We start from the raw sequence: 18,763 nt of genomic DNA, 5'->3' as shown, positions 1-18,763 counted from the left end.
ACTGGTTTATAGAGTTTTTGCTGTTGTTAAACGTGATGAACCTTTTGTCAGAATGGCTGTGTAATTGGGGTTTAAATTTGTTAAAAAAAAACTTTAAAAAAAATTTGTTTTTAACTTAGAATACTCAGTACAAGTCGCTCAGCATCCAATCAATGTCATATCAACTGTATGATATGAACGGAAAACTTGTACAAAACGAAAAAATCACTGGCATTCAAACAAACATTGTTATGCGCAATCTTGTACCTGCAACCTATTTTGTAAAAGTAGTTCAAGGAAACAAAGAAGTAAAATCGTTTAAAATCATTAAAAACTAATTGATTAGTTGATGTGATAATTTGATGATTAGTTGATTATGGAAAAAAGGAATGAGATATTGGAGTTGAGTTTTGAGTTTGCTTTGCAAATAATCGTTTATTGCGAATTGCTTGAAAAAAACCAAAAATATGTGATTGCCCGTCAGTTACTAAAATCAGGCACTTCAATTGGCGCGAATATTAGAGAAGCTCAAAATGCAGAAAGTTCTCTTGATTTTATCCATAAACTCAAGATTGCAGCGAAGGAAGCCGACGAAACAGAATATTGGCTTATGCTATGCGATAAATCCTTAAACTATCCAACGTCAAAAGATTTAATCACCTCATTAATCAGTATTAGGAAATTATTGAATTCAATAATCTCCACAATGAAAAACAAGCAGAAGTGAAACTTTACAATTCAAACACTGAAAACATAAGTGGAAAATTCCTTATCTCGCAGTATGGCGTGCTCACTTTTATGCCCGCCAATATCAGGCATTTTGATGTTTACCCGGAAACCGGCGGGCTCAAGAGTGTTGGTGGAAAGTAATTTTATTTAGGTTACTTGTATTTGTAATATTTCTTGCATAAATTTGTGGAAAAGTTAATTAATAGTATAGCTATTATAAATGATTATTAAAACTCTTCTAAACTGATATGCAGGTATTTATAATCAATAAACCGAATAGCACCAACTCAAATGATAAGGTAAAAATATCACCAATGGCACAACACAATTTTAGGCAACATTAAAAAATGACAGCAGAGAGCGATATAATGGATGAAAAGAAAAAAATATTTGGATTAGAAAAAAACGCATTTTTTACAGGACTAACAAGTTTTTTCACTGACACATCTACCAAGATGGTATATAGTGTTATGCCTCTATTTTTATTATCGATAGGAGCATCTAAAACAACGATTTCATTAATTGAAGGGATTGCAGAGAGTACAGCATCTTTATTAAAGGCAATTTCGGGATACTGGAGTGATAAGATTGGTAAAAACAAGCCATTCATGATTATTGGATATGGCATTACAGCTATTATAACTCCTTTATATGCATTAGCAAGAGTACCAATTCAGATTTTATTTTTTCGGTTTTTCGAACGCATAGGAAAAGGGTTAAGAGTAGCACCACGAGATAGCCTTATAAGTGGCTCAATTAAAAAAAATGAAGCTGGTAAAACTTTTGGGTTTCAGAAAGCAATGGATAATAGTGGGGCTATTGTTGGTCCTTTGATTGCTTTTTTATTATTGTCAATTTTTCCATTAAATTATTCTTACATATTTTTATTGGCAACCATTCCAGCAATTCTTGGTGTATTAACGATTATTATTTTCATAAAAGAAGCAAAGGCAGAAAAAAATGAAACCACCAATAAGATTTCATTAAAACTTTACCCAAAAAGTTTTATTTCTTTCTTATTATAATTTTCGTTTTTACTCTTGGTAATTCAGCAGATGCATTGTTGCTTGTAAAAACAAGCGAAACAGGTATAGATAAATCATACATTCCTTTTGTATATATGATATTTAATACAGTATCTGTTTTGCTTGCTATACCGATTGGAAAATTATCGGATAGAATTGGTCGTGAAAAATTGATTATTCTGGGTTTTCTAGTATATGCGATTGTTTATTATTTTTTCGGAAGATTCAATAGTATAAATGTTTTTATTTTCTTGTTTATGCTGTATGGATTTTACAGTGCATTGACTGATGGTAGCCAGAAAGCAATGATTTCTGATATTGTTAGCAAAGATTTGAAAGGAACGGGGTTTGGAATTTATCATGCTGTACTTGGAATTACTTTATTACCTGCGAGTTTAATTGCAGGATTACTGTATGATAGGGTAAATTCAAATGCTCCGTTTTATTTTGGTTCTGTAATGGCATTAATTGCTACTATACTAATGATAATATTTACAATTTTAGACAAAAGAAAAATTAACGTTGCCTAACAAGCGGTATAGTTAATTGCCGGTGCAGTGCGTATTCGAGCGTTTCAGCTCGTATCAAAAGTAGTTGTAACTTGATACGGAAGTGCTTCGAAACCTGCCTGACTGCCTGTTGCAGTTAAACCGGCAGGCAGGTCGGCAACTAACCATACCGCCAACCTTTAGCGTTCATTGGAAAAAGAAAAGAAATGTGACAAGAAAATATTAATTGACTTTTAAAATAGACATTTATGAAAAACAAATCTTTATTATTGACAATTGCGATTTTGATTTTCGCAATGAGTTCTTTAGCCCAAGTAACTGGTAGTTTTACCGATACCAGAGATGGGAAAGTTTATAAAACCGTAAAAATTGGCGATCAAATCTGGATGGCTGAAAATTTGAAATATGAAACAACCGGCGGTTCGTGGTGTTATGAAAATAATCCATCAAATTGTTCAAAATATGGTGTAATGTATGACTGGGAAACGGCTAAGAAAGTTGCGCCTGCAGGGTGGCGTTTGCCGAGCGATGGCGACTGGATGTTATTTTTGATGGTAACAGGTGGTGCAATAAGTGATTTGCAGGGTGGCGGTTCTACTGGTTTTAATGCTTTGTATGGTGGTACAAGGAGTAGCACAGGTGATTTCCATTTTTCCAGAGTATGTTTCTGGTCGTCTTCGGAAGATGATGACGGTGCTCTGCATCTGGAAATGTTATTTGATGATGATAGAGCTTATATGCAATCTGATGATGCAGGCGATGGTTATTATGTCCGTTTAGTTAAGGATTGATTGTTGTCTATCTCATTGCTCAAGGATTAGAATTATAAACCAACGAAACGCTAACACGCGGTATAAAAAATTGCCGGTACAGTAGGTTATTCGAGGGTTGTAGCCCGCTTCAACTTTTGTGTAACTTGACAGGACAGTGCTTCGAAACCTGCCTGACTGCCTGTTGCAGTTAAACCGGCAGGCAGGTCGGCAACAAAAACATACCGCTATCCGTTGTATTTTCTATAGCTTTTTTTATAAAAACTTCTCTACTTTACTAATGCTGCGAGCCTTTGCAGCAGGGTAGGGTGCGAATATGTGATGAACACCGTAAACGGGTGGGGGCGGAGGTTGCTCAGGTGCAATACATGCAGCTTCTTCAGGCCGACGGCCATGGTTTCAGCATGGTATTGTTTGGCAGCATAGCGGTCGGCAGCATATTCGTGCCTGCGTGAGATGTAATTGCCCGCAATGCCCAGTAATGTGGAGAAAGGGCTGTACAATATTCCGAAAGACAATATGCCCATATGAAAACTTGCTTCACCGGCGCCCAGCGCCCCTGCAACGTCAGGATTGCCAATGATGAGCGACATGATGTATAATAAAACACCGCTGCTGAGAATGGAAGTGATAAGCCCGTAAACCACATGCTTCTTTTTATAATGCCCTATCTCATGTGCAAGTATGGCTACAATCTCTTCTGTGGTAAAATCCTTCATCAGCGTGTCGTAGAGCACAATACGTTTTTTTGGCCCAAAGCCGGTGAAATAGGCGTTGGCTTTTTTGGAGCGTTTGGAGCCGTCAATGACATAGATATTTTTAAGTTTAAAACCCGCTCTGGAAGCGAAATTTTCGATGGCATCACGCAGTACCCCTGCATCGAGGGGTTTTTGTTTGTTAAAAAGGGGAACAATAATATTTGAATAAAACAAGGTCATAAAAATAGAAAACGCTGTCATTGCCATCCATGCTATGAACCAGAACCACTCGCCCGTGGCGCCGTATATCCAGACAATAAAGGATAATATGCCTCCGCCAAGCAATGCAGCCAGCAGCCATCCTTTCAGTTTGTCGAGCACAAAGGTTTTTACCGTTGTAGTGTTAAACCCGAATTTTTGTTCGATGACAAATGTATGGTAAATGCTGAAGGGAAGGGAAAGAAGGTCGGATGCCAGCCCCAGTATGGCAAAGAAAAGTATGGCCATCAGTATGGGGTTGATGGTGTATCCTCTCACAAAATTATCAAGCCATGCAAAACCTCCCAGTGTAAGCATCAGTATGAGTAAAACAAAACTGAAAGCGCCGGTCAGCAATGAGAATCTTGTGTTTACTTTTTCGTAATCCTGCGATTTGCGGTATTTTTCAGTGTCATATATGCCTTCGAGTTCAACAGGTAATATGTTGCTCCAACGGGTGCTGTCGAGGTAATCGAGCAGCAAGCCGAAAAGGTAATTGAAAATTACGATGCAGAGGATAATGATAAAAAGAGTGTGTGCCATGGTTTACTTTAATGGTCAACAAAATTAAAAAATAAAATGGAGATGGTTTTGACGGATAAAAGTTCCAAGTTCCAAATTCCAAGTTCCAAGCTCCAAGTTCCAAATTCAAAATCAGATGTATCCCATCAGGGTGTATATAAAATAACCAAGCACTTCATGAATAAATTTCTCCCAACGTATGATAGCAGCGGTGTCTGGAATCAAATAATATCCAATATCGGTGCGGCGCTTATTTACCATTTTATTTGTTGGGTAAGCGGTAACACAAACACCCTGATTTTCAAAGCAGGCTTCAGCTCTTTTCATATGTAACGCTGATGTGATAAGCAAATACTTTCCTTTTCCGCAATGCATTTTAATTATTTTAGCGCAGTTAACAGCGTTGTAGTAAGTATTGTTTGAGGTTGAATCCATCATGATGTTGCTGTCGGGAATGCCTATGCCGGTGAAGTAACGTTTCAATAGCACCGCTTCCAGCATATCTTTAAAAACCAGGCTGCCTGAGCCGCCGGAAAAAATGATTTTCTTTATTTTGCCTGTTTGATATAATTCTAACGCCTGTAGAATGCGGTCGGTATTTTCTCTGAAAATCAAGCGGTCATTTTCTTTATCCAGTGTTACCATGCCACCTCCCAGTACAATTCCGGCCTGGTAAACATTGTTGTTATATTCGGTTATAACAGGCACTTCCCATAAACGTATCAATTCGTCAACAATGGCTGAATTGGTAAAAAAAATGGAAAAAATAAAAGCGGTGATGTAAACTTTTTTTGCCTTCTTAATATTTTTTAAAAATAATCCTGAAATAAGCAGGATAATAATCCACATCAGAGGACTGAGGAGAAAATCAATTAGTTTTGAAATAATAAAAAACATAGTAGCAAAAGTAAATAAAAATAAGCTGTATATTTTTTTATTTTAATGATTTCCATGTCGTAATATAAATGTTTTTAAACACTGTGAACCATTTGTCGCCAGCGGTATAGCTTATCACATACACCGAAGGTTTCAGTTTAATGTTGTTTGTATTGGCTGCGTAATCTTTCATGGCAAGAATCACCGCAATTTGTTGTTGCAAACCTCTGGTTTTTGAGGGAGGATAATTTAAATTTTTCAAACATTTAAGGCATTGTAATGATTTTTCAGCCTGGTTTTTCTGCAGATAAAAGTCAACTGCCGAAATGATAAGTGCAGTGTCGGATGAGGCATACAGTTTGTCTGTCAGTGTCTGGTGTATTATTCCGGCATTTTGTAACTGCATATTGTAACAGAAGTTTTCAGCTTCTGAATACTGGTTCAAAAAAGATTTATAATTGTTACTGTTGAGAGACACCTCGGCGTTTCTTATCATTTGTTGGTAGTTAGCCTGAAAGAGGTAATTTTTCTTTTCGTTGATAGCATTTTCTATGTCGATATTACATTCAGGATAAACCTCTGCCAGGTTGATAGCTTTTGTAAACAAGTCGCCAGCCAAAATATAATCCTGTAGGGCAATGGCTTTATTTGCCTGGATAAACAGGCTATCGTACTTATTTTTTGCCAGGTTGCATCTTTTGATTTGTGTTTTTTTTCTAAGTTTATCAAAACTGTTTTTTATCACAGTGTCTTTTTCAAGTCTGTAAAAAGCGATTTGTTGCTCAATATCGTTAACTGCCGTAAGCACAGAATCGGTATTGTAATCATTTAAAATATACTGTATCCCTGAAATGCGATTAGAAAATACGATGGTGGCACATAAAATTCTAAGAGAATCCAACTTGGTTTTTAACGAAAAATTATACTCATTTTCGATGTTTTTGGCTTTGTCAAAATACCCTAGTGCTGTTTTATAATCGTAAATATTCAAATATTGTTTTCCTTTATTAAGGTTTGAGTTGTATTGAATAAGGCGTATGCTTGACATAAGCGAGTCGCATATTTCAGAGTATTTTATGATACCAGGATTTTGTTTTTGGTATGCTATAGCTTCGAGTAAGGTTTTTTCTGCAGCTTCTGTCAATTCCGAGTTAAGCTGTTGCCTGCTTTTTTGGATGAGGTTTTTATAAACACCCTGATGGGCTTTGGTAAGGCTATTATCAAAGTTTTGAGGTAATGATAAGTTATATTCTTCGGATAAAAGCTGTGCTTTTTTAAAATTCTGCATTGCCTTTTCGTACCTCCTTTTATTGTTTAAAGTATCCCCTGAAGCGATATAAGCCAGTATAAGTTTTTCAATTTTTGAAATTGCTTCTGCATTGTTAATTATATGTTCACTGTATGTTTTTTGATATTTCAATGCATCCTTTATGTATGCCTCGGCAAGTTCAAGTTTCCCTTTATCAATAGCTTTCTGTGAAACACTCAGGTAGGATTGGTAAATGCCAAAACGAGCCATCGCTAGTCCTTTTATATGGCTCCCTGAGCAATTATAATTCCCCGAATTCAAACAAAATTTTACACACTGTTCAAAGCTTTCAATTGCTTCATTGTATTTCTGATCTTTTATAAAATCATTTCCTGCTGAAAGCATCATATTATAGACTGTGTCAGCATACAATAAAACTTTTTTATGTAGTTCGGGCTCGGGATTAAGATGCTGAAGTATGAATGACATTTTGTTGGCTGCTTCAAACAGGCTGTCTTTGTGCATCAATAATTTAACAAGTTCCAACTGTGATGGGGTGTATTGCTGATTGAAAAGAATGGAGCGATGGAACATGAGCTCTGCATTTTGCACATTTTCTTTTTTAAGTTCTTCTATACCCCTCTCATAGTATAACCTGTCAAGGTTTTCAATTTTATAATTCAGGGATTGTCTGATATTATTTATTGTATCTGATAACTTGTTAAACCTGTCAATAAAATTAACAGGGTCGTGGTTTACAAGTTTCAATTTCCCGGCAAAATCTTTGTTATACAAATCTTCAATCGTTTTTTCAAGTTCTTTCAAATTGATATCATAAACAATTATCATGTCGGTATTGTAGAAGTCATAAGTATTTATCTGTTTATAACAATTATCAATAATTGCCTCAGACAGGAAATATTCATCAATTAATTTTAGTTTTGAAGCAAAACGCTGTTGTGAAGTGTTATTATAAAAAAACGTTAAGCTGTCGGCATAAGCAGTGAATTTGCTTGTTCCAGATGTGTCATTGAAGTTAAAAAATGCAAGTTTGTTGTAGCCGGTACCAAGCAAGCTGGAATCCCTAACTATTTGAGTGAGTGGCTTAATCTGATTTGCATATACATTGAACTGAAATGAGCAGTGTGTCGGGATGAGCACATCAGCAATATTAAATGTTTTATAAAAAATATCCCCAGTGCAACTGACATCTGTCAACTCAAAACTGGCTGAAAAAAACCCCGGTTCTGTTTCAGCAATCCGCTCTATTCGTTTGAATGTTATTGTATATTTGGTGAATTCAGTTTTTTTTTGAATACTGCGTGCGATTTCAGCTATAAAATAATTGGTAATTGATTCGTTTTTATCAGGAACCAGAGAATATGAAACAATAATTTCTTTGAATTCAAAATTCTGAAACACTATTTTGGTTTGTGCTGTGGTTATATTTTGTAAGCATAAGAAAATTAAAAGTATTATCAAGGGTTTATGTAGCATGGTATTTTAGTAGTAGTAATTTTTTGATAAAATTACAGTTTTATCTTATTTTAACCCTGAACTATCATGATTAATCAAGAAAAAATTAAAAATTAACTGAAAAGAAAAAGGCGGATTATTTATTGAGTGTTACGGTACCCTTTAATATATGCCATATCCCGCTATCATCTCTGACGTTGATGAGCCAGACATAAATACCTTCGGAGCATGTTGTAACTCCATTGGGGTTATAACCGTCCCATCCTTCGGAAAAATCTTTGGTATAGAACAACATCTTGCCCCATCTGTCAAAAATATACATCTCAAATTCATCCTCTCTGAATCCAACACCTTTTCCTAAGAAATAATCATTCTTTCCGTCTTCATTTGGAGTGAAAGAATTAGGTACATAAAAAGCAAATGATTCATTAACGGTAATAATTCTGAACGCTGTGTCGCTGCAGTTATAGTCGTTTGATGCAATGAGCATAACAACATAATGCCCGCTGTCGCCATAAACATGCTGAGGATATTGCAGTGTTGATGTATTATTGTCATCGGAAGCAGGGTCCCCGAAATTCCATAACCACTGGTCTGCATACATAGATTCATCATAAAATAAAAAAAGCGGGTTATCAGTTTCTGCAACTTCCGGTTTCGTATAAAAGTTTGCTACTGTTGATTTATATGCAAATACAGTATCATACCCTACTGCATGGCAACCATGTACAGAGATTGCTGTAAGCGATACCATAAAAATACCGTGATAGGTATAAGTATAAGAACAAACAGGCTGTGTAGAATAATCCGTTGTTGACATCAGGTCTCCAAAATTAAACATCAGTGTGTTCATGTAAAGGGTACTGTCGGGTAAATATTCAAAATTAACATTAAGCGGTACACAGCCTTCACGGGGAGTTTCAGTAAAGTGCAGGAATGCTTCGGGATATAAAACAATGGCGACAGTTTGTGTACCTGTGCAACCGTCATTATCAGAAGCATATACGGTGTAAAAGGTTGTTACTTCCGGGGTAGCTATAACTACAGTATCAATGTTAGTATTTAGACCATCAGGAGGTTCCCATGTGTATTGTGTTCCCCCGCTTGCTGTTAAAATAACTGAAGAACCAGGGCATATAGAATCCCTGGGAGGAGTAATAGTGATTGGAATAGTTGTATATGTGTTGACAGTAATTCCTTCAGAAGCCGTGCAGCCATCAATATCTCCTACAAGTGTATAAGTTGTGGGTTCCGTTGGTGTGGCGGTAACCGGTGTGCCTGTGGCCGAAGATAATGTGTTTGATGGCGACCAGCTGTAAGAATCGGCACCGCTGGCTGATATTAAAACAGATGTTCCCAGACATAATGATGCAGAAGGAGGGGTTATCGTTAATATGGGGCTTGGTTTTACGGTGGCATATTGTGAAGCCGAGTTTGTACAGTTGTTATCATCGGTATAGGTATATGTTATCAGGTGGGAGCCAACACCTGCAAGGGCAGGGTCGAAATTATCGGTTCCTGTAATACCTTCCCCTGTGTAAATGCCTCCCGGAGGGCTGCCAAGATTTATAGAAAAAGGCAGGTCGTTAAGGCATATCTGGCTAAATGGGCTGAATGACACAATAGGTAATGGATTTACTGTTACCGTTACAGAGGCTGTGCTTGTACAGCCAAGAGTAGTTCCTGTAAGGGTATAAGTGATGGTTGAGTTTGGAAAAGCACTGACAACAGGCCCTGTAGCTTGTGATAATCCAATGGAGGGGTTCCATGAATATGATGAAGCACCATCGGCAGTAAGAGTAACATTGCCTCCATAACAAATAGCCGGTGCAGGAGGCGAAATGGTTAAGACAGGATTGGGATTAACATTTATGGTAACCTGAGTTGAACCTGTACAGGTAAACTGGTCGCTACCTGTAACGGTATAAGTTGTTGTTGCAAGAGGGTTAGCAACAACGCTTTGCCCTGTAGTAGATGACAAGCCTGTGCCGGGTGACCAGTTATATGTTAAAGTCCCATTGGCGTTTATAGTTGTTGAAAAACCTTCGCAAATAGTTGAGGGGTTTGCAATTGCCGTTACATTTGGCAGAGGTGTAACTGTCACGGTAACAAAGTCAGCAGCGGTACATCCATAAATGTCTGTAATAGTTAATGTATAAACGGTTGTTGTGAAGGGATGTGCCTGTGGATTTGGAATATATGAATTGGTTAGTCCTTGTGTTGGCAACCAGCTATACCCAAAAGGTGTTGAACCTGTGGCACTACCGTTAAGATTGGCCATTGACCATGAGCAGGTTCCTATGACGGCATCAGGTCCTGCGTTAGCTACTGGTGCGGGGTCAACAATCACATTAATGGCATCAGTGGCTGTACATCCATAGAGGTCAGTAACTGTTAAGGTGTAAACTGTCGTATTTGTTGGGTGTGCTGTTGTAACTGCGGTATTGGGATCAGCAACACCGGTTGTTGGCAACCACGAATAAACTAACGGTCCTGTTCCGGAACCAGAACCATTCAGATTCGCAGCAGGTGATGTAAGGCATGCCCCGATACTTTGGTCTGTTCCAGCATACGATGTTGGTAAAGAGTCAACAATTATTGCAATATCATCAGTTACAGAGCATCCGTAAACATCAGTAAGTGTAACAACATAAACTGTTGATGTGGCAGGATTTGCAACAGGGTTAGAAATGTTGGGGTCGTTAAGTCCTGTTGTTGGCGACCATGAATATGTAAGCGGTGTAGCGCCAGTTCCTATGGCGTTGATATTGGCATTAGCAGCATTCAGGCATGCACCAATATTTTGGTCGGGACCGGCATCAATTGTTGGAAGGGGTGCCAGGGTAATGGTAATGTCGTCAGTAGCAGTACATCCATAAGCATCTGTTACTGTCAGGGTATATGTTGTTGTAACTGACGGATCGGCAACAGGGTTTAGAATTGTAGGGTCGTTTAGGCCTGTAGTGGGTAGCCACGATATGACAAGTGGTGTAATACCAGTTGCCGATGCATTGATGCTGGCATTTGCTGCGTTTGTACACCCTCCAATGGTTTGGTCCTGGCCGGCATTGGCAGTAGGGAGGTCATCAATAGAAATAATAATGTCATCAGTAGCTGTACATCCATAAGCATCGGTTACTGTCAGAGTATATGTTGTCGTAACTGAGGGATCAGCAACAGGGTTAGAAATATTGGTGTCATTTAGTCCTGTAACAGGCACCCATGAAAAGGATAATGGGGCTATTCCTGTACCTGAACCTGAGATATAGGCACTGCTTGCATTTCCACAGGCTCCTATGTTTTGGTCAGGCCCTGCGTTAGCTGTGGGTAAGGGATTCACAATAACTGTTATATCATCCGTTGCCGTGCATCCGTAAGCATCAGTAACAACAAGTGTGTATATAGTAGTAACAGTTGGATCAGCAACAGTATTGGCACTGTTTGGGTTACTCAAACCTGTAATAGGCACCCATGAATAAGCAAAAGGCTCGGTTCCCGTAGCACTACCATTCAGGTTTGCATTGTCAGCGCTGGCACAAGCTCCTATATTTTGATCAGCTCCTGCATTCACTGTAGGAATAGGATTAACTGTTATCAGAACAGTATCTGTAGCAGTGCATCCATATATGTCAGTAACTGTTAATGTATAAGTTGTTGTCGAAGAAGGATCGGCAACAGGATTTGATATATTTGGGTTGCTCAGGCCGTCGGTTGGTATCCAGGAATATGAGAGTGGCCCTGTACCTGTACCACTACCATTCAGGTTTGCATTGGCAGCATTTGCACACGCCCCAATATTCTGATCACTGCCTGCATTTGCAGAAGGCAGGTTATTAACAGTTATTAATACTGCATCGGAAGCTGTACATCCATAAGCATCTGTAACTGTTAATGTGTAGTTTGTTGTAATGTTGGGATCAGCAACAGGGTTCGAAATGTTTGGGTTAGATAATCCGTTTGTGGGCGTCCAAGAATATGATAATGGTGAAGTTCCGGTTCCGCTTCCATTAAGATTGGCATTAGCGGCAGAATTACAGGCTCCGATACTTTGGTCTGTACCCGCATTCGCCGAAGGTAAGGGGTCAATGGTTACACTAACAGCATCTGTAGCTGTACACCCATATCCGTTAGTAACAGTTAACGTATATGTTGTATTTGCAGTTGGGTCTGCAACAGGATTGGAAATATTAGGATTATTAAGTCCTGTCGTGGGAGACCAGGAATATGTAAGTGGCGGAGTGCCTGTTCCTGAGCCATTTAGCGTAGCGTTTGGTGCTGTGAGACATGCTCCTATATTAATATCTGTCCCTGCATTTGCTGTTGGTGAGGGATTTACAGTAACTGTTATTGAAGCTGCATTAGAACAAGCACCTGTTGTTCCTGTTACAGTATAAGTGGTTGTTGTGGTCGGGCAAATGCTGACTGAAGAACCGGGAAGACTCCCGGGCATCCATGTGTAGGTTGTTGCACCGGTGGCTGTCAGGCTGGTACACTGTCCGTTGCAAATAGTCGGAGGAGGGGTCGTAATACTGACATTGGGTGAAGGATTGACAGTGACGGAAACAGTTGCAGTATTTGTACATCCTGCAGCTGATGTGCCTGTAACTGTATAAGTAGTGTTACTTGTGGGACAGATATTAACTGTTGGGCCTGATAAGCTGCCTGGCATCCATACGTAAGAAGAAGCTCCACTAGCATTTAAATTGGTGCACTCTCCGCTGCATAAAGATGGTGATGTTGCATTGGCAGTTACTGTTGGCTTGGGGTTAACTGTGACAGTAACAGCAGCACTGTTTGTACATCCTGCTGCGGAAGTACCTGTTACGGTATAAGTTGTAGTGTTCGTTGGGCATACATTTACTGTTGAGCCTGATAAACTACCTGGCATCCACGTATAAGAAGATGCTCCGCTTGCATTCAGGTTGGTACATTGTCCGGTGCAGATAGAAGGATTAGTTACATTGGCAGTAACAGTTGGCTTAGGATTAACAGTAACTGTCATTGTTGTAACATTTCCACATTGTCCCGTGTTGGGAGTGAAGGTGTATGTTGTGGTTCCGGGTGCTGAAGTGTTTATGCTTGAAGGGTTCCAGGTTCCTATAATGCCATTCGTTGATGTTGTTGGTAATGTCCCTGGTGTAGCTCCCTGGCAATATGGCCCTAAAGCATTAAATGTCGGTGTTATGTTGGGATTTAAGGTAACTGTAACGGTGCTTGTATTTGAGCATCCTGCAGAAGTATAACCTGCAACGGTGTAAGTAGTTGTAGTAGTAGGGCAGACATTAACAGTAGTGCCTGTGAGATTTCCGGGAATCCATCCGTATGATGATGCTCCACTGCCCGTTAAATTTGTACATTGTCCGCTGCAAATCGATGTCGGGCTTGCAGACGCAGTCACTGTGGGAATGGGATTGACAGTAATGGTTATAGATGCATTAGCTGTAGTGCAGCCAGTGGAAGTTGTAACACTAACCGTATATGTAGTTGTAGTGGCAGGTGACACTGTTATTGCCTGAGTATTTGCACCATTACTCCAATGATATGCACTATATCCGCTGTTTGCGGTAAGAGTGACGCTACCGCCGGGGCATATTGAAATAGGTCCTGAGGCAGTAATCGTGGGCGTAAGAACACTTACATTTACATATGAAAAAATAATTTGTGCCCGGTTGATGCACATCGGGCCATTAGCACAAATTGTAAAGTAATTATAATTTCCATAAGCGTAGCCTGGAATTCCACAAGGAAAATTGCTTGTCACTGAGTATGTCAGTCCACACGGGGCATCATCGCAATAACATCCAGTGTTTGCATCATAAGCAACAGGAACAGAAAATATATTTGAAGAGCTATTACTGAATGTTCCATAGATTGCTGCACCGCCACAACCCGCAGTCCAGTAATTAACAACAACATTCGTAATGACATTGCCTGGTGGTACCGGGTCAAAAAATTGAGTTGACCAGCAAGGATTTGATGTGCCAATCTTTCCACCATCTGGGGCAGGAGGGTTATTTATACACCAATAATCTTGCCCGCAAACTAAACAGCCTCCCTGGGCCATTCCGCCAGTATAATTGATTGTAAATGAAACGGATTGTGAATAACTCTGAAAATATATTAGTATAATAAAAAAACAAGTAAATACAGAAAGGTAAATATGTCTCATTGACTTTGACTTACAAAATTGCTTATACTTTAAATGAGTTGTTCATAATTTACATAATCCATAAATTTTTTTAAAAAAAATATGTAAAGCAAATATACACAATGAAACGTAAATATTTAATATTATATGAGTTTTTTTTAACAATTTTTTTATTTTATATGATGTTTCATAATTTCTTCTTTTATTTCTGTTATTTTTGTTACTTTGATTGGTTTCTATATCAAATTAAATATTTAAAAATTGCTGATGAAGGCTCTTCGTAAAAATAGTTTTTATTCGGAACAAGGTTTTTTTCTGTTTATTATTCTTGTTTTTTGTTTTTTTTCATATATCCAGACTATAAATTTTGAATTTTTGCAATGGGATGACGATGCCCAGATTACAAAAAATGCTTATGTTAAGAATTTGAACTGGCAAAGTATTTCCCATAATATTGACAGAGAAAGATTTACTTTTATTACTCTAACTTTTTACTCGCTTCTTTATAAAATATGGGGAAACAATCCGGAACCCTTTCATTGGGTGAGTCTTGTTGTACATCTGCTAAATGTTGTATTGGTATTTTATTTAATTAAATGTTTTACAAAAAATATTTTTACAATAAGTTTGGTAGTTTTGTTGTTTGCACTGCATCCCATGCGCGTGGAATCTGTTGCATGGATATCGGAACTAAAGGACCTGTTATTTACTTTCTTTTCATTGGCTGCTATTTTGTTTTATATAAAATACCAGAAAAAAGATTTCAAGATACATTATTTTATTTTATCATCACTAATGTTGATACTTGCTTCTTTTTCAAAGGTTCAGGGGCTACTTGTCCCCGCAGTTTTTATTATGATTGATATAGTGCTAAAAAGAAAATTTACTTTAGAATTGATTGCTGAGAAAATAATTCTTTTACTCATTCTTTTTGATATTTTTATTTTTTTAAGCATAGAGATGACAGCAATTATAATAGCATTCCTTTTAGTGCTTATTATAATTAAGAAAAAACAAATAATAGAAAATTTCTTCTCGGGCGTTTTTTATTTTAGAAGAAATGCTTTAATAAACTTAGCTAAAATCATATTTTTCATAGTTATTACCTGTTTAACAATATTCATTTTTATAAGGTTAGAAGTAATGATATTTGGCATACTTATTCCATTGCTTATTCCGTATCTTTTATTTGAAAAAGCGCTTCAGAACAGAAATCTGTCTCGTTTTATAAAACATATCAGATTTGGATTAATAGGGTTGGTAAGCCTTGCCGGGTTTATTCTTCTGTTTTATTATTTACCTCAATACTCTGAGGGCTTTTGGATAGGGTATTCTGAAAGCAGAAATGCATTTTCTTTTTTTGAACGTATTTTGCTCGCTGGATATGCATTATGGTTTTATTTCAGTAAATTTTTTGCTCCTGTTTCACTGAATGCAGTCCATCCATATCCTTTCCGGCTTGAAAATGGCCAACTTCCGCCCGAATATTTTTATACGCTGATTGTATTATTTTTTGTTATTGCATTGTCTGTTTATATGATTATTAAAAGAAAAAAGATTCATAACATAATACTTTTTGGATGGTTTTTCTTTCTTGTTAATATATCTATCGTTTTGCATATTATACCAATACAAGGCAGGCTTGTTGTGGCTGACAGATATAGCTACTTTGCTTATCTGGGTTTGTTTATTTCTGCTGGATTTTTAGGAGAGAAATATTTATTTCAAAACAAAAAACTAAAAAAAGTTTTGATATTTTGTTTTGCCATACTACTTGTTGGCTTATCACTTTTAACATACAACAGGAGTAAAGTATGGGGGGATACAAAAACATTATTTACTGATGTGCTGAATAAAAACCCTCTCATTCCTTTCGCATATTGTAATCTGGCTGCAGCTTATATGAGCGAAAACCTGCCTGATACTGCCATCGCTTGTTTTAATAAAGCAATTGCAATGGATTCAACAGACTCTTATGCATTTTTTAACAGGGCATTTTCGTTTTTAGATAACAAAAACGATAAAAAAGCTTTGGAAGATTTTTTAACAACTAGTAAAGTTACTACCAACAATAAATTAAAAGCATTATGTTTTGCAAACATTGGAGATATTTATTATAACAGGCGGGATGACAGCCTGAGTATTTTTTATTTTAACATGGCAATTAAAACGGATAGTACTGTTGCTATGCCATACAATAAAAGGGGAGTGTATTATCTGAATAAAAACGAAATTTCGCGGGCACAAAGCGACTTTTTAAAGGCTATTGAATTGGATGTGTTTTATGCTGAAGCATATAATAACATAGGTACAGTTTATATGACAAAAGGAGATGTTAATAATGCCAGAAAAAACTTTACCCGTGCTATAGAATTAGAAAGGGATTATGTCATAGCTTATTACAATAGGGGATTTTTAAAATATAATAATGGTGATGCATCCGGGGCTATAAAAGATTATAACCTGGCTATTAAATATAACCCTGATTTAATGAAAACATATATACAGAGAGGGAGAGCCTATGCATATTTACGGGATTATAAAAGCGCAGTTAAAGATTTTTCTTTAGTATTGAAGAATGATTCATCAGAGATGCTTGCCCTTACTAACAGAGCTTATGCATATTATTATGATAATGCTGTTAAAGATGCCGAAAAAGATTTTATTTCTGTTTCCCGCTATCACCCCGAAAGCCCCGTATCATGGCAAAATCTGGCATGGTTTTATATGCAACAGAAAGATTTTAACATGGCTGTCAGCTGTTATAAAAAATCCCTTTCAATAGATTCCTCTCAAATCGTTTCCTATATAAATCTGGGCTGGTTATACATGGAACAATCGGATTATAATAATGCCGGTAAATATTTTATGCAGGCATTGCAGGTCAGCCCAAACAACACGGAAGCCATTTTTATGCTTGGTGAACTTAACCGGAAAAAAGGAAATAACACAACAGCTTGTGATTACTTTAAAAAAGCTTCTGATATGGGCTACCCTCAGGCACAAGCTGCATGGAATAAGTATTGCAACAACTAAAAGGAAATGATAAATATTGCTTGTGTATTACTGTGCTTTTAAACTGGATAAAATATCAATACATTCCCTGACTTCTTTAACATCATGTGTCCTTATAATATCCGCTTTTTTCAGAAGGCAATAAGTATGTAATACAGTTGTACCGTTCAGGGCTTCGGCTGGCGATGATTTTAATGTTTTCCAAATCAAAGATTTTCTGGAAACTCCAATGAGTAAAGGAAATGGAATAAAATCAAACAAGTGCAGTTTTTTTAAAATCTGATAGTTTTGTTCAACATTTTTACTGAATCCTATTCCAGGGTCAATAATAATGTCATTCACTCCAAGTTGTTTTAAACGCTTGGTTTTTTCCACAAGTGAAAGTAACACTTCTTTTGAAGTATTTTGGTATGTGTATTTTATGTGCATACTTTCAGAAGTCCCCTGAACATGCATCAGAATGTAAGGGGCTTTTATTTCTGAAATAGTTTGGAACATGTTGTCGTCAAATTCGCCTCCGGAAATGTCGTTTATTATTGATGCACCTGCGCTTACAGCTTCTTTTGCAATGCCGGCACGGAATGTATCCACAGAAATTATTGCTTCCGGAAATTTATTCACAATACTATAAAGCACGGGCATAAGCTTTTCACGTTCAGTTTTCTCATCCGCAATAGTAGCCCCGGGGCGGGTGGATACACAACCAATATCTATAATATCCGCACCTTCGGAAAGCATTTTTTCTGTTTGTGATAGCCACTCATGCATGTTGGGAACCCGGCTGCATTCATAGAAAGAATCCGAGGTAACGTTCAAAATACCCATCACCAATGGTTTGTTGAGCGATATAAGTTTCCCTTTGCAGTTTAAAGTGCTTTTTTTCAATGGTTGTCGTATATGATTTTTGTTATCTTTGCGTTTAGATTTTATACAAAAATAAATATTTGTATGGACCTTACCTTAAAACAATACGATGATGTCGTAAAAAAATGCCGTGAACTTTTCCTGAAGAAAATGAATGATTACGGAACAGCTTGGCGCATCTTAAGACCATCATCCCTTACAGACCAAATATATATTAAGGCTCAGCGTATCAGAAGTATTGATGAAAAAGGTACGCAACGGATTTCAGAAGGTATTATTCCTGAGTTTATTGGCATTGCCAATTATTCCGTAATGGCGCTGATTCAAATTGAGCTGAATGATTACGAAAATCTAAATTTAGACTCTGCTCAGGCTATTGAATTATATAACAAATATATTGACAAAGCCCAACGACTTATGCAAGACAAAAATCACGATTATGGCGAAGCCTGGCGTGATATGCGTGTCGGCTCTCTTACTGATATTATCCTTATGAAAATCTTCCGTACTAAACAGATTGAAGATAACAACGGCATGACGAAAGTTTCAGAAGGCGTTGATGCTAATTATTATGACATGATTAATTATGCCATTTTTGCTTTAATAAAACTCTTTGAAGAACAAAAAACTAAATAAAAATAACAC

At 37.3% G+C, this 18,763-nt stretch carries 13 protein-coding genes; 8 read left to right on the top strand and 5 right to left on the bottom strand.

The window, feature by feature from the left end; translation table 11 throughout:
* Positions 1-173: 173 nt before the first annotated feature.
* The 6 genes from M0R16_12275 (at position 174) to M0R16_12250 (ending at position 3,033) form a co-directional block, all read left to right on the top strand.
* Positions 174-317, top strand: a complete 144-nt coding sequence (locus tag M0R16_12275) for a T9SS type A sorting domain-containing protein (GenBank protein ID MCK9613650.1) — start codon at positions 174-176, stop codon at positions 315-317.
* 38 nt (positions 318-355) lie between these two features.
* Positions 356-706 (top strand): four helix bundle protein, encoded by a 351-nt coding sequence (locus M0R16_12270; protein MCK9613649.1) that lies wholly within the window; start codon positions 356-358, stop codon positions 704-706.
* A complete protein-coding gene (locus M0R16_12265; GenBank protein ID MCK9613648.1) occupies positions 703-849 on the top strand; it encodes a hypothetical protein in 147 nt (48 codons plus the stop codon). Before M0R16_12270 ends, M0R16_12265 begins: the two co-directional genes overlap by 4 nt.
* Positions 850-1,055: 206 nt before the next feature.
* On the top strand, positions 1,056-1,733 hold the full coding sequence (locus tag M0R16_12260; GenBank protein ID MCK9613647.1) for an MFS transporter: 678 nt from the start codon (positions 1,056-1,058) through the stop codon (positions 1,731-1,733).
* 38 nt (positions 1,734-1,771) lie between these two features.
* Positions 1,772-2,263, top strand: a complete 492-nt coding sequence (locus tag M0R16_12255; GenBank protein ID MCK9613646.1) for an MFS transporter — start codon at positions 1,772-1,774, stop codon at positions 2,261-2,263.
* Positions 2,264-2,538: 275 nt separating this feature from the next.
* Positions 2,539-3,033: a hypothetical protein gene (locus M0R16_12250; GenBank protein ID MCK9613645.1), complete on the top strand. Its 495-nt coding sequence runs from the start codon at positions 2,539-2,541 to the stop codon at positions 3,031-3,033.
* A gap of 248 nt (positions 3,034-3,281) precedes the next feature.
* Here M0R16_12250 and M0R16_12245 read toward each other — a convergent pair whose 3' ends face one another.
* From M0R16_12245 to M0R16_12230, 4 genes are all read right to left on the bottom strand, one after another.
* On the bottom strand, positions 3,282-4,511 hold the full coding sequence (locus tag M0R16_12245) for a M48 family metallopeptidase (GenBank protein MCK9613644.1): 1,230 nt from the start codon (positions 4,509-4,511) through the stop codon (positions 3,282-3,284).
* A gap of 111 nt (positions 4,512-4,622) precedes the next feature.
* Positions 4,623-5,387, bottom strand: a complete 765-nt coding sequence (locus tag M0R16_12240) for a YdcF family protein (GenBank protein ID MCK9613643.1) — start codon at positions 5,385-5,387, stop codon at positions 4,623-4,625.
* 37 nt (positions 5,388-5,424) lie between these two features.
* Positions 5,425-8,112 (bottom strand): hypothetical protein, encoded by a 2,688-nt coding sequence (locus tag M0R16_12235; GenBank protein MCK9613642.1) that lies wholly within the window; start codon positions 8,110-8,112, stop codon positions 5,425-5,427.
* Between the two features lie 115 nt (positions 8,113-8,227).
* Complete coding sequence (locus M0R16_12230; protein MCK9613641.1) at positions 8,228-14,260, bottom strand: gliding motility-associated C-terminal domain-containing protein; 6,033 nt, start codon at positions 14,258-14,260, stop codon at positions 8,228-8,230.
* Positions 14,261-14,506: 246 nt separating this feature from the next.
* On the opposite strand from M0R16_12230, the gene M0R16_12225 reads away from it, so the two are divergent.
* Positions 14,507-17,275, top strand: coding sequence for a DUF2225 domain-containing protein (locus tag M0R16_12225; protein MCK9613640.1), 2,769 nt, complete (start codon positions 14,507-14,509; stop codon positions 17,273-17,275).
* A 27-nt stretch (positions 17,276-17,302) separates the two neighbouring features.
* Here the strand turns inward: M0R16_12225 and folP are convergent, their stop codons facing one another.
* Positions 17,303-18,139, bottom strand: coding sequence for a dihydropteroate synthase (gene folP / locus M0R16_12220; GenBank protein MCK9613639.1), 837 nt, complete (start codon positions 18,137-18,139; stop codon positions 17,303-17,305).
* Between the two features lie 63 nt (positions 18,140-18,202).
* Here folP and M0R16_12215 point away from each other — a divergent pair, with 63 nt between their 5' ends.
* The gene (locus M0R16_12215; protein MCK9613638.1) at positions 18,203-18,754 is read left to right on the top strand and encodes a DUF1599 domain-containing protein; all 552 of its coding nucleotides are present in this window, start codon (positions 18,203-18,205) and stop codon (positions 18,752-18,754) included.
* Positions 18,755-18,763: the final 9 nt, after the last annotated feature.

The organism is Bacteroidales bacterium, assembly GCA_023228145.1.
Lineage (GTDB): Bacteria > Bacteroidota > Bacteroidia > Bacteroidales > CAIWKO01 > CAIWKO01.
This window is presented reverse-complemented; position numbering and strand designations above follow the sequence as displayed.